Origin of the sequence: Streptomyces carpinensis (assembly GCF_002154505.1) — a bacterium.
Lineage (GTDB): Bacteria > Actinomycetota > Actinomycetes > Streptomycetales > Streptomycetaceae > Streptomyces > Streptomyces carpinensis.
Map to the genome: position 1 here is coordinate 1 of NZ_MUBM01000173.1, position 13,471 is coordinate 13,471.

The 13,471-nt window shown below is 72.5% G+C and carries 8 protein-coding genes; 6 read left to right on the forward strand and 2 right to left on the reverse strand.

Features of this window, described 5'->3' with window-relative positions:
* Nucleotides 1–272: 272 nt before the first annotated feature.
* Complete coding sequence (locus BZY54_RS23155; RefSeq protein ID WP_244217294.1) at nt 273–2,672, reverse strand: glycoside hydrolase family 84 protein; 2,400 nt, start codon at nt 2,670–2,672, stop codon at nt 273–275.
* A gap of 810 nt (nt 2,673–3,482) precedes the next feature.
* Here BZY54_RS23155 and BZY54_RS23160 point away from each other — a divergent pair.
* From BZY54_RS23160 to BZY54_RS23180, 5 genes are read left to right on the forward strand one after another with little or no spacing between them, the layout of a single operon-like run.
* Nucleotides 3,483–4,640: an acyl-CoA dehydrogenase family protein gene (locus BZY54_RS23160; RefSeq protein ID WP_086727256.1), complete on the forward strand. Its 1,158-nt coding sequence runs from the start codon at nt 3,483–3,485 to the stop codon at nt 4,638–4,640.
* The gene (locus BZY54_RS23165) at nt 4,640–6,367 is read left to right on the forward strand and encodes a thiamine pyrophosphate-dependent enzyme (RefSeq protein ID WP_086727257.1); all 1,728 of its coding nucleotides are present in this window, start codon (nt 4,640–4,642) and stop codon (nt 6,365–6,367) included. The genes BZY54_RS23160 and BZY54_RS23165 overlap by 1 nt, the downstream gene beginning before the upstream one ends.
* The gene (locus BZY54_RS23170; protein ID WP_086727258.1) at nt 6,364–7,617 is read left to right on the forward strand and encodes a Glu/Leu/Phe/Val dehydrogenase dimerization domain-containing protein; all 1,254 of its coding nucleotides are present in this window, start codon (nt 6,364–6,366) and stop codon (nt 7,615–7,617) included. Before BZY54_RS23165 ends, BZY54_RS23170 begins: the two co-directional genes overlap by 4 nt.
* A complete protein-coding gene (locus BZY54_RS23175; RefSeq protein WP_086727259.1) occupies nt 7,605–9,725 on the forward strand; it encodes an acetate--CoA ligase family protein in 2,121 nt (706 codons plus the stop codon). The genes BZY54_RS23170 and BZY54_RS23175 overlap by 13 nt, the downstream gene beginning before the upstream one ends.
* Nucleotides 9,722–10,540, forward strand: a complete 819-nt coding sequence (locus tag BZY54_RS23180) for a glucose 1-dehydrogenase (protein ID WP_086727260.1) — start codon at nt 9,722–9,724, stop codon at nt 10,538–10,540. Before BZY54_RS23175 ends, BZY54_RS23180 begins: the two co-directional genes overlap by 4 nt.
* Nucleotides 10,541–10,994: 454 nt before the next feature.
* Here BZY54_RS23180 and BZY54_RS23185 read toward each other — a convergent pair whose 3' ends face one another.
* Entirely contained in the window at nt 10,995–11,609 is a 615-nt protein-coding gene (locus BZY54_RS23185; protein ID WP_086727261.1) for a TetR/AcrR family transcriptional regulator, read from the reverse strand.
* A 165-nt stretch (nt 11,610–11,774) separates the two neighbouring features.
* Between BZY54_RS23185 and BZY54_RS23190 the strand changes: the two genes are divergently transcribed.
* Nucleotides 11,775–13,409 (forward strand): APC family permease, encoded by a 1,635-nt coding sequence (locus tag BZY54_RS23190; RefSeq protein WP_086727262.1) that lies wholly within the window; start codon nt 11,775–11,777, stop codon nt 13,407–13,409.
* Nucleotides 13,410–13,471: the final 62 nt, after the last annotated feature.

The window sequence follows — 13,471 nt, forward strand, 5'->3', positions numbered from 1 at the left end:
GGATACAAGTCCTTCAAGGGCTCGTGGTCCCGCCAACGACCCGCTTGAGGTCAGCTGAACGAACCGCCGGATGCGGGCCCGCATGTCCGGTGGTGTGGGGGGCGGGCCGGGAAAACCGGCCCGCCTACCCGATAAAGCTGCACCTCCGAACCGGAGAGCCCGTAAGGTGCCCCCAATGCCGGCACTCCCGGCGGGCCCATGGCGCAGGGCGGGCGGTCGTCAAGACCGTCCGCCCCGTTTCCCTGTCGTTCCGGGAGGTCCGAGCCTCCCGCTCAGCTGCTCGCGGGAGTGCCGTATATCCCCATCTCGTAGATGGAGTAGCCCCAGCCGGTACGACGCTTGACGCCTTGCATGCGGACGTAGCTGACGGGCTGGTCGCCGGTGAGACGGATGACGTCGGTCCCGCAGGCCGTAGGAGTCAGGGTGGCGGCGGTGGTCCAGTGCACGCCGTCGTCGGAGGTCTCGACAAGGTACTCGGTCGCACAGGCGCTCTCCCAGGCGAGAGTCACCGCGGCGACCTTCGCGGGTGCGGCGAGTTTGACCTGGACCCACTCGTCGTCACTGTAACTCGAGGCCCAACGGGTGCCGGTGGAGCCGTCGTTGACGAAGCGCGCAGCCAGCCGGTCGAGGTCTTGCTCCACGCTGGACGCGCTTGCGGTGCCCGTCAGGGCGAGGTTCTCGCCGCCGCCCGCGGAGTCCCACAGTTGCAGCATCGTGTCGGCCTGGACGAGGAAGGCGTCGAGGACACCGTCACCGACCTTGACCGGAGCCTTCCCCCAGGCGTTGCGCGACGGGTCGACGCGTACCGCCTCGGCCTGCTGCTGGAGCGTGCGGGAGTCGGCGAGCAGTGCCTGTGAACGGTCCGCGTCGCCGTCGACCCGGGCGGCGAGGGCGTCCACCATGGACACCGCCGCCCTGCCCCACAGCGCGGTGGCGTCCAGCCACGGCCCGGCGTCGGCGACGAAGCCCGCCTGCACGGCCCCGCCGCGGATTTCCGCCGGTGCCTGTGCGATGGCGTCGGCGTACGCCCGAAGGTCCGACAGGGCGGCGGTCCGGTTCCCGGCCTTCCACTGCTTCCAGAACCGGGCGAGGCGGTCGCTCAGTTCCGGAGCCTGCGGCTGCCACGGCGTCGCCCCGAAGGTGGGGGCGAGGTGCTCGAGGTCGGCGAAGACGCGGAGGGCGCCAGCCGCGTTGCGGTCGCCGCCCGCGAGGTAGGCCAGGGCCTGCGTCCAGTTGCTGTTCGCGTCGTAGGCGCGGTCGTTCCAGGCGAAGCCGGCCGCGCCGAACACGGCGATCTTGCTGGCGTAGGGCTCGTTCATGGGGTTGGCGACGATGCCGCTCAGGTGCTCCGACAACCCGGCCTCGCGCTTGTCGTACGGTGCGAGCAGCAGCCGGCCACTGGTGTTGCCGTAGTCGTTGACCGGGTAGTTGTCCCAGACGAAGACCTTGCGGCCGAACAGCTTGGAGGCGGCGTCCGCCTGCTGGTTGGTGATGGCGGGCGGAACGACGTCGGTGCCGGTCCACATGACGACGACCGCGGGATCGAGTGTGGCCCGCATGGTCTGCTTGTACGGGGTGTCGGTGAGGTCCCCGTACTCGGTGGGCACCATCTGCAACGGCTGTGTGCCGGGGTGGGTGGCGACGAAGGTGCGTTGGATGTCGTTGAGCAGGTCGACCTGGGCCTTCGCCGCGGCGGTGCGCCCGGGCGCCCCGAAGGCCGCTTGGTCGCCGGCGCAGTTCCACCGGGTGTAGCTGATGTCGTCCAGCGGGATGGAGAATGCGCGTCCGCCCAGGTCGTAGACCGCCTGGAGCTTCGCCTTCAGGGTTGCCCGGTCGGCGGGGTCGGAGTAGCAGATGGAGCCGCCGGGGGAGACGGCGAAGGTGAACCGGACGTGGTTGGCGTTCGCCCGGTTGATCAGCTCCCCGAGTTCGGCGAGCTTGTCGGCCGGGTACGGCTGGCGCCACTTGTCGCGGTGGTAGGGGTCGTCCTTGGGGGCGTAGACGTAGGTGTTCGCCTTCACGTCGCCGTAGAAGTCCATCTGGTCGAGGCGCTCTGCCGGGGACCAGGGCTGGCCGTAGAAGCCCTCGATGGTTCCGCGCAGGGGCATCGAGGGGTGGTCACTGACCTGGGCACCCGCGATGCGCCAGCCGTCGTGGGTTTGGACGAACAACTGCCGCAGCGTCTGCACGGCGTAGAACTGCCCGGAGGCGTCCGTGCCCCCCAGGGCGACCTGCTTCTGCGAGCCCTCCGAGGTCACCCGCAGCGCGTAACCCTCGGCCTGGCCGGGCACGGCTGTGCCGTGGAGGTCCGCGGCGATGTCGGGCCGGGAGGCGGGTCCCAGACGCACCGTCAGCAACCCGGCCGGTATCCGGGTGCCGGGAGCGACGACGTCGACCCGGTCGGCGCCGTGCGCGCGCAACTCGCTCGCCAGGTGGTCACGGGCGGCGGGGTCGGTGTGGTCGTCCGCGACGACGACCGCGCGTTCGGTGACGTCGGCGTCCGCGCCCGCCCTGGCGATCCACTGCGGCGTCGGGGAGACCACGGGGAGGGCCTGTCCGGATGTGGCCGCGGGGGCGGGCTCGGCGTGCGACGGCGCCCCGAGACCGAGCTGGCCGGCGGCGAGGCCGACGAACAGGACCGACGTGCTGATGAGGGAACGGGATCTTTTCACGGGTCTCCGATCCGTTGCAGGGGTGGACGGACCGACGGGCCGTCCAGGTCTGGATCCGCGGAGCCGGCACCGGCTCCGCACACGGCCGTCCGTCTCCGCGGGAGCGGACACCGGCGTATCCGGAGGCGCGTCAACGCCCTTAGGGCTGTGTCCAGTTGTCGAACAGTGCTGGTGACTGGTGGCCTGCTCGTCACGGTTGCACAGAAGAGAACATGATGTCTAGACCTCTTGGTATAGACCAGTTCACCCCATCTCGCTGGACCGGAGCCGTCCAGGGTGGGCAGTGGGCGAATGAGGACTGCGTTCTGCGGTGTGGGCCATCGTTGTTTCCGGTGCGACGGCCGTGCGACCCGTCAGTCGTCCGCCGGGTCCGTCTCTTCCTGGAGGTGTGCGGCGATGCCGTCGTCAACTGCCGGGTCCAGCCGTGCAGCCGAGCGGATCACCGACCGACCGGCAGCCCTGCTGGTTCAGGCCCTGTACGCGACCGGCCCCGGTCGGGCGGAGCGCCGGTGACCTCCGGCCGCGCGCCACCTCGCCCGCCGTGGGAGGTCTGGTGCTCCTCGTCGGAGCGGGCGCGTTCGCCGCCGGGTGGCTGTGGATGCTGGGCTGCGGGCCCATCGCGCCGGAGTTCTTCCGCGGGGCGCCCCGGCCCGCCGAGGCGTCCGGCGGATCCGTGCCGAGCGCGTCGTGTCCCGCACAACCGAACTGACTCATCATTCAGTACCCACACTCATTGACATGGGTGATCCGCACTCCGAATACTGACTCACGATTCAGTAGCAGGACGTCCCTGTCGTGTCTGGAGAAGCCATGTCAGAGCTGCCCACCGAGCTGGTCCCGCTGAGCCGGGAACAGCGGGACATCATCGAGCTCGCCCGCTCCTTCGCCCAGGAGGAGATCCGGCCACGGGCCCGCGCCGTCGACGAGGCCGACACCGAAACCCCTTGGGACCTGTGGCGCAAGGCTGCCAAGGTCGGCATCACCGGCTTCATGCTTCCGGCCGAGTACGGCGGGGGCGGCTTCACCGACGTCTTCCCGCAGGTCCTGGTCCAGGAGGAGCTGTGCGTCGGCGACCTGGGCATCGGCAACCTGCTGTGCTCCAACGGCTTCTTCGCGGACCCGATCCTGGAACTCGGCACCGAGGAGCAGAAGCGCACCTGGCTCGCCCCGCTCGCCGGCCCCGACACCCCCATGACGTCGCTGGCCACCACCGAGCCCGGCGCCGGCTCCGACGCCGCCTCCATCACCACCACGGCCACCCGCACCACCGGCGGTTACCGCCTCAGCGGCCAGAAGGCCTGGATCTCCAACGCCGGGGAGGCCGAGCAGTACGTCGTCTTCGCGAAGACCGATCCGGCCCGGCGCTCGCGCGGCGTGACCGCGTTCCTCCTGCGCAGGGGTGCGGAAGGGATGGAATTCGGCGCGCCGATGCGGAAGATGGGCCAGCGCGCCATCGTCTGCCGCGAGATCTTCCTCGACGACGTCTTCGTCCCCGAGGAGGACCGGCTGGGGGAGGAGGGCCGCGGATTCCACGGCCTGATGCGCACCTTCGACATCTCCCGCACGGTGCTGGGCGCGGCGGCCACGGGCGTCGCCCGGGCCGCGTACGAGTACGCCCGCGACTACGCGAAGAACCGTGTGCAGTTCGGCAAGCCGGTGATCGAGCACCAGGCCGTCGCCTTCCGGCTCGCGGACATGCGCACCCGCATCGAGCAGGCACGGCTGATGACCTGGCGCGCGGCCAAGCGGCTGGACGCGGGTCTGGACGCCACGGCGGAGGCGGCGATGGCCAAGCTCACCGCGTCGGAGACCGCCGCGTACTGCACCTGGGCGGCCGTCCAGACGCTGGGCGGCTGGGGCTACTCGCGCGAGTACCCGGTGGAACAGTGGATGCGCGACGCCAAGCTGGAGGAGATCGAGGAAGGCACCTCCGACATCATGCGCCTGGTCATCTCGCGGAGCATGTGATGACGTCTGCCTTCCCGGTGACGAAGTCCGGGCCCTCGGTGCCCGGCGGCACCGTTTCCACCGGCGGTGAAGCCCTGGTGCGGGCACTCGCCGCGCACGGGGTGACCCGGGCGTTCGGCATTCCCGGCACCCACAACCTCGAGATCTACCGGCACTTGGCCGCCTACGGGATCGACCACCTCAACCCCCGCCACGAACAGGGCGCAGGCTACGCCGCCGACGCCTACGCCCGTGTCAGCGGGAACCCCGGCGTGGCGATCACCACCACCGGACCGGCCCTGCTGAACATCGCGGCCGCCGTCGGCCAGGCGTACTCCGACAGCGTCGCGCTGCTCGTCGTCTCGCCGGGCATGCCCCTGCGCCACCCCCGGCAGTCGACCGGTCTGCTGCACGAGATGCGCAGCCAGACCGAGGCGCTGCGGGGCGTCGCGGCCTTCAGCCACCGCGTGTCCTCGAACGAGGAGATCGGCGTCGCGGTCGCCCGTGCCTTCACCTTCTTCCGTACACGACGGCCCCGGCCGGTCCACATCGAGGTGCCGCTGGACCTCCTCACCGCTCCGGGCCCCGCCGCCGGACCGGTCAGGACCGCCCCGGCGGCCGGGCCCGCGGTGGCCGACGCGGACGCCCTCGCGGCGGCCGCCGAGAAGCTGCGCTCGGCCGCCCGCCCAGCGCTCGTCCTCGGCGGCGGCGCGCGCGGAGCCGCCGAGGAATGCCTGCGGCTGGCCGAGGAGCTGGGCGCCGCCGTGGTGACCACGGCCAACGGCAAGGGGATCGTCGCGGAGACCCATCCGCTCTCGCTCGGGGTCTCCCTGCACACCCGGGCCGTGCGACGCTGGCTGGGGGAGCGGGACACGGTCCTCGCGATCGGCACGGAGCTCGCCGAGTCCGACCTGTGGGACACCCCGCCCGCGCTCGGTGGCATCCTCATCCGGGCGGACATCGATCCCGCGCAGATGTACACGGGAGTGCCCGCGGACATCCCACTCGTCGGCGATGCTCGCGGCACCCTGCGAGCGCTGCTCGCCGCCGGATCCCTGGCGGGTGGACACGACGGTCGCACCGGTCAGGACACCCGCAGCGGCGGGGGCGCCGGCACCGCGGAGGGCACCGGCACCGCCCAGCCCGACGCCGACGCTCTCCACCGGGCCGTCGCCGCGCTGCGCGCCGAGCGGGACGAGGAGACGCAGAGCCAGGACGCGCATCTGCTGCCGTATCTGACGGCGATCCGGTCGGTGCTCCCCGCGAACGCGGTGATCACCTCGGACAGTGCCCAGTGCTGCTACTTCGGCGCCATCCCCCACCTGCCCGTCGCCCCGGAGGGCCGCTATCTGCACCCCACGGGCTTCGGCACGCTCGGCTACGCGCTGCCTGCCGCCATCGGCGCCAAGACCGCCGATCCCGGGCGAGCGGTCGTCGCGCTGAGCGGCGACGGCGGCCTGCAGTTCTCCGTGCAGGAGCTGGCCACCGCCGTACAGCTGCAACTGCCGTTGCCCGTCGTCGTCTTCGACAACGGCGGATACGGCGAGATCCGCGACGAGATGCGCGCCCGGGGCGACCGCCCCACCGCGGTCGACCTGCCCCCGGTCGACCTGCCCGCCCTGGCCCGCGCCTACGGCGGCCACGGCGCGCGAGCCGCCTCGCCCGACGCGCTCGCCGAGGCACTGGCCAAGGCCCTGGTGACCCCAGGTCCCACCCTCATCACCGTCCCCGAGGAGCACTCCCGATGACCACGCCCCCCACCACCTCGCCGACGCCCACCGGGTCAGAGACCAGCGGACCCCGGCGGCCCGGGACGGCCGCCCCCGCCCCTCTGGTCTCGCTCACCTGGACCGACCAGGAGACCGGGTACCAGGGATTCCTGGTCATCGACCGGCTGGTGCGCGGCGTCTCCAGCGGCGGCCTGCGCATGCGCGCCGGCTGCACGCTGGAGGAGGTCACGGGCCTCGCCCGGGGCATGACGATGAAGGAGGCGCTGCACTACAACCCGCAGGGCCGCTACATTCCGCTCGGCGGCGCCAAGGGCGGCATCGACTGCGACCCGCGCGAGCCCGCCGCCTACGGCGTCCTGGTCCGCTATCTGCGCGCCGTGCGCCCCTACATCGAGCACTTCTGGACCACCGGCGAGGACCTCGGCCTCACCCAGGACCTCGTCGACCGGGCCGCCGCCGAGGCGGGCCTGGTCTCCTCCATCCAGGCCGTCTACCCCCTCCTCGACGACGAGGAGGCCGCCCGGCGGCGCCTGGCCGACGCGTTCGCCATCGACGTGGACGGCATCGGCCTGGACGAGCTGGCGGGCGGCTGCGGCGTGGCCGAATCGGTGCTCACCGCGCTGGACCGGGCCGGTGTCCCGCACCAGGGGACCCGTGTCTCGGTGCAGGGTCTGGGCACCATGGGCGGCGCCACCGCCCGCTTCCTGGCCCGCGCCGGGCTGCGCGTCGTCGCGGTTGCCGACATCAAGGGCACCATCGTGAACCCGGAGGGCCTGGACGTCGAGACGCTGCTCGCCGCCCGCGACGGTCACGGTTGCGTGGACCGTGCCGCACTGAGGGCCGAGGACCGGGAACTGCCGGCCGGCGCCTGGCTGAGAGCCGACGCCGAGGTGCTGGTGCCGGCCGCGGTCTCCTACGCCGTGGACACCTCCAACCAGGCCGAAATCACCGCCCGTTGGATCATCGAGGCCGCCAACATGCCCGTGGTGCCCGAGGCGGAGGCGCTGCTGGCCGCCCGCGGTATCACCGTCCTGCCGGACGTCGCCGTGAACTCCGGCACCAACGCCTGGTGGTGGTGGACCCTGTTCGGCGACATCGGCGCCGACGCCGACGAGGCGTTCGCCCACATCCGCCGCTCGATGCGCGCCCTGGTCGACCAGATCCTGGTCCGAGCCGAGTCCGAGGGCTGCACGCCCCGCGCCGCCGCGCACGCCCTGGCCGCAGATCGGCTGCCGGTCATCGCGGAGCGTTTCGGATGGTTTCGTTGACAGCCCGCGACACTGAGCGGGCCGCCGGTCCCGGCCCGCTCGACACACTCTTCGACCCCCGGTCGGTCGCCGTCGTCGGCGCATCCGACAACCCCGAGAAGTGGGGTTACTGGCTCGCCTCGGGCGCGCTGGCCGGGCGCCACCGCCGCACCGTCCACCTGATCAACCGGCGGGGCGGCGCCCTGGACGGGACGCCGTTCCTGCCGGACCTGGCCGCGCTGCCGAGCGCACCGGAACACGTGGTGGTGGCGGTGCCCGCCCCGCACGTGCGCACGGTCGTCACCGACGGGCTCGCGGCCGGCGCGCGCTGTTTCACCGTCATCACCTCGGGAGGCGCCGGCGCCGACGAGGAACGCGCACTGGCGTCTGCGGTGACCGGGCACGGCGCGCGCCTGCTCGGCCCCAACTGCATGGGCGTCGTCGACACCACGGCCGAACTGTGTCTGAGCTGGGGCGACTTTCCGGCCGGACAAGTCGGCCTGGCCTCACAGAGCGGCAACCTCGCCCTGGAGATCGGCCGCCTGCTGGCCCGCGCCGGACAGGGCTTCTCCCGCTTCGTGTCCCTGGGCAACCAGCGGGACATCGACGCCACCGACGCCCTGGAAGCCCTGATCCACCACGAGCCGACGAAGGTCATCGCCGCGTACGTGGAGGACTTCCGTGACGGCCGGCGCCTGGCGCGCGCGCTCGCCACCGCGCACGCCGCGGGCAAACCGGTGCTGCTGCTGACCCTGGGCCGCAGCGAGGCCTCCGGGCGGGCCGCGGCCTCCCACACCGGCGCCCTGGTCAGCGCCCGGGCGACGGTGGCGGCGGTCTGCCGGGACGCCGGCGGGCTGCTGCTGGAGTCGGCCGGCGAGGTCGTGGACGCCGCGCTGTGCCTGCTGGCGGGCGCCGCCACGCGCCGGCGCGCGACCGGCGCCCGCCCCGCCCGGGTGGCCGTCGTCGGCGACAGCGGTGGCCAAGGTGCTCTGGCCGCGGACGCGTTCGCCGCCCGCGGCCTGGACGTACCGGCGCTGTCGGAGCACACCCGTGCCGCCGTCGCCGCACGCCTGCCGCCCGGTGCCGGCTGCGGCAACCCTGTGGACCTGGCCGGCGCGGGCGAGGCGCAACTGGACACCTACGCCCGCATCGCCCGGGTTCTGCTGTGCTCCGGCGAAGCCGAAGCCGTCGTGCTGACCGGCTACTTCGGCGACTACGCCACCGCCAACCCCGCGCAGGAACACCACGAGTGCGCCGTCGCCGGCCAACTCGCCGACGCAGCCGAGGAGTCCGGCCGTATGCTCCTGGTTCACACCATGGCCCGGGACACGGCCGCCCTGACCGTGCTGCGCGAGCGCGGCATCCCCGTCTACGAACGTATCGAGAATGCCGCGACGGCCCTCGCGGGCACCGAACGGGTCCGCACGGCGTCGTCCGTGCCCCCGGCCCCCGGGCAACCGGCGCCGGCCCCGGACCCCGTGACCGACGGCGGCTACCGCACCGCCCGGGAGATGCTGCGTGGATACGGACTGACGTTCCCCGACGCGGAGTTCGTCCGGACCGCCGACGAGGCCGTCCAGGCCGCCCGCCGCATCGGCCACCCGGTCGTCCTCAAGGCGATGGGCCTGGCCCACAAGACCGAGGCGGGCGGTGTGGCACTCGGGCTCGGTGACGAGCACGCGCTCCGCTCCGCCTTCACCGCGATGCGCGCCGCGACCGGCGCCGCCGAGTACGCCGTCGAGGCCATGGTCACCCCGCCCGACGCGGTCGAACTCATCGCGGGCGTACGGCAGGACCCGGCCTTCGGTCCGGTACTCATGGCCGGGATCGGAGGCGTACGCGCCGAACTCCTCGGCGACGTCGTGCTCGCCCTCGCCCCGGTCTCCCTGGAGCACGCCCGCGACCTGCTGGGTTCGCTGCGCCACGCGCCCCTGCTCGCGGGCTGGCGCGGGGCACCCGCCGTCGACCTGGACGCGGCGGCGCACGCACTGTGCGCGCTCGCCCGGGCCGCGGTCGACCACCCCGAGCTGACCGAACTCGAAGTCAACCCGCTGCTCGTCCACCCGGGCGGCGCCCTTGCCCTGGACGCACACGCGGTCCTCACCCCGACCGAAAGGCCCCGTACATGAGCCCCGAGACGGCCCCGCACAGCGGCGCGGAGTTCGCCGACCGCACGTACATCGTCACCGGCGGCGGCAGCGGCATCGGCCGCGCGATCGCCCTCGCCCTCGCGGAGGCCGGCGCCCGGCCCGTCGTCGCCGGACGCACCCCCGAGCGCCTGGACGAGACCGTCGCGTTGATCGAGAAGACCGGCCGCAGCGCGCTCGCCGTCCCCACCGACGTCCGCGACCCCCAGGCCGTCGACGCCCTGGTCGCCGCCGCCGTCGACCGGTACGGACGACTCGACGGCCTGGTCAACAACGCCGCGGGCAACTTCGTCGTGCCCGGCATCGACCTCAGCCCCAATGGCTGGCGCGCGGTCGTCGACATCGTTCTCAACGGCTCGTACTACTGCACCCGCGCGGTCGCCCGGCATCTGCGCGAGGAGGGCAGGGGAGGCTCGATCCTCTCCGTGATCGCGTCGTACGCCTGGCACGGCCACCCGGGCACCGTCCACTCCGCCGCCGCCAAGGCCGGGGTGCTCGCCATGACCCGTACCCTCGCGGTCGAACTGGCACCGCTCGGCATCCGGTTGAACTGCGTCGCGCCGGGACCGACAGAGACGGACGGGGCCGGAGCGGCGCTCTGGGCGACGCCCGAGGCACGGGCCGGTGTACTCGCGTCCGTCCCGGCAGGCCGCTTCGCGGCCCCCTCGGAGGTCGCGGACACGGCACTCTTCCTGCTGAGCGACCGGGCGTCCTACCTGACCGGCGAGTGTCTGACGCTCGACGGCGGACAGTGGCTGGGCAAGCAGATCTACGGCCGCACCACGGCGACCGCGTAGGCGGGAGCGCTCGGATCCCCGCGCCGGCTGTCCCGGCCCACGAGGGAAGGTCGGATGACGGAGCCCGGCCCCTGCCGACCGGCCAGGCTTGGGCTCTGCTGCCCCCGGGCACTGCCCAGGACCGCCGGACCGGTGCCGCCGCCGCCACAGGCCGGCGAAGGCGCGCTCTTTGGGGAAGGTCCGGCGATCACAGCGGCGAACCGGGTTGATGGGGCGCGGCGTGGCCTCCGGGGTGATCGGTGGCGCCACCAGCGTCCCGGCGCGTTACGTCCCCGACGACCGCCTGTGGGGAGAACGCTCACCCCAATCGGTGTGCCGCCGAGGGTCCGTGGGACGGGACGGGTACCCAGGGCGCGAACTGCCCCTCCGCACTGCACCGGGCCTTGGGGCCTCCGTATCGGGGGAGGACTGGCATGTGAGCCGAGCCGCGCGTGCCGGCGGCGGCCGGACCCGGTCAGTCGGCCATGAGGTCACTCGGCGCGAGTCCCAGTTCACGGGCCAGCGCCTCCTCGGCCCACGCCTGTGCGGTGCGCTTCGGCAGGCCTCCGGCGTAGGCGGTGGCCTGCACGGCGAGCCCGTCCAGCAGAGCGGTCAGCCGCCAGGCGGCCACCTTCGGGTCCGGGCAGACGTACTCGCCGGCCGCGACTCCCTCGGCGATCACCTCGCTGATCGCGGCCTTCCACCGCCGGTCCAAGTTCTCCGCCACCGCGCGCAGTTCGGTCTCCCGCAGGGACGCCGCCCAGCCCTCGATCCACAGCCTCCAGCCCTTGGCCTGGCCGGTGGGCGAGTACCACTGCACCGCTGCACGCAGCCTCCGTCGGGCGCTGCAGGAGCGCCCCAGGATGGACCGCAGGCGGGCCAGATCGCTCTCGGCCGCGTACTGGAAGGCCGCTGCGACCAGCTTCTCCTTGGTCTCGAAGTGGTACAGGACCAGCGCACTGCTGACGCCCAGTGCGGCGGCGACGTCTGCTACGCGCAGGGCGGCCACCCCTCGCTGCTCGATCTGTTCGACAGCCGTGCCCAGGATCTCCCTGCGCCGCTCCTCGACGCTCAGCCGCACTCTCGCCATCGGCCCATCCTACCCACCGGGAACACCACCCAGGTCGCGAAAAACCTGCTCACGCAGTCTTGACCGGCCTGTGCGACGCACGCCACAGTCTCCCTTACTGACTGTACGTTCAGTCAGTTCCCAGCGGTCGTCCATCCCAACGCCACGCCCGTAGGAGCCGTGCCCGTGACCCAAGCGACCTCATCGCCCGACCCGAGCACCCCCGACCTGTCCGAGGGATGGAGCGAGCAGCGCTCCCGCCTCCGCAAGGACCTGGGCCGTCTCGATGTGCTCTTCTTTCTGATCTGTACGCTCGTCGGCCTCGACACCATCGGCTCGGTCGCCGCCCAAGGACCGCAGGGACTGACCTGGATGGCCGTCCTCGCCCTCGTCTTCTTCCTGCCCTACGGCCTGCTGGTGGCCGAGCTCGGCTCGGCCTTCCCCGTCCAGGGCGGACCCTACGTCTGGACCCGGCTCGCCTTCGGCCGCCTGGTCGCGGGTCTCAACCAGGTGCTCTACTGGCTCTCCAACCCGGTGTGGCTGGGCGGCAGCCTGTGCATCATCGCCCTGACCACCTGGGAGGAGTTCTTCACCCCGCTGCCGGGGCTGTGGAAGTACGCGGCCGGGCTGGCCTTCATCTGGATCGGCGCCCTCGCCGTCGTCCAGTCCGTCCGCGTCGGCAAGTGGGTGCCCACCGCCGGAGCCGTGGCCCGGATCGTGCTGCTCGGCTTCTTCCTCGTCTCGGTGGTCGTCTACGCCATCGAGCGCGGCGTGCACCCACTTCCCGCAGGCGACTTCAACCCCACGTATGCCGGGTTCGTCGCCCTGGTGCCGGTCCTCATCTTCAACTACGTCGGCTTCGAACTCCCCAGCTCCGCAGCCGAGGAGATGACCAACCCCAAGCGCGACATCCCCCTGTCGATCCTCCGTTCCGGCTTCGCCTCGCTGGTCCTGTACGGCGGTCCCATCCTCGGCATCCTCTTCGTGCTGCCGGCCAAGGAGATCGGCAGCCTCGCGGGTTTCATCGACGCCTGCAAGGCGGTCTTCACGGTCTACGGGGGCCACATAGCGGCCGACGGCACCGTCGTCCTGACCGGCGCAGGCGCGGTGCTCGGCGGCATCGCGGCAGCCGGGCTCATCATCGGCCTCCTGACCAGCGGTGTCACCTGGGCGATGGGCGCCCACCGCGCGCAGGCGGTGGCCTGCGCGGACGGGGCGGGACCTGCCTGGCTGGGAAGGATCTCCGAGCGCTACGGGACTCCCGTCCGCGTCAACCTGCTCTCCTCCGTCCTCGCCTCGGTGCTGCTGATCGTCGCCCTCAACCTCACCGACGGCAACGGCGAGAAGTACTTCGCGGCCGGACTCGGCCTCGCGATCAGCACCACCTTCATCTCCTACGTCATCACGTTCCCGAGCCTCGTGGTGCTCCGCCGCAAGTACCCGGCCACTCCACGGCCGTACAGCGTGCCCGGCGGCCGGTTCGGCCTGTGGACGGTCACCGCCCTCGCCACCGGCCTGGTCGCCTTCACAGTCGTGGTCCTCATCTGGCCGGGCTTCGGCGTCGGCTGGTTCGGCACTGCCGGATCGGCCGCCGACTCGCTGCCGCCGAGCTTCGCGGGCGAGCGGCTTCAGTACACCCTGAGCCAGGTCGTCCCCCTGCTGCTCTTCCTGGCGGTGGGCGGGCTCTTCTACGCCTGGGGCACCCCGACGCGCCGCCGGGCACGGGCCGAGGCCGCCCACGATGGCCGCGACCTGGCGCACCAAGTGACGGGGGCGCCCGATCACCGACAAGGCACCGCCGCACGCGGAGGCCTTCGGTGACCGTTCCTGAAGACTGAGCATGAGTTGCACAGACTCAGCCGTGCGCCCGAACGGTGTTGGGC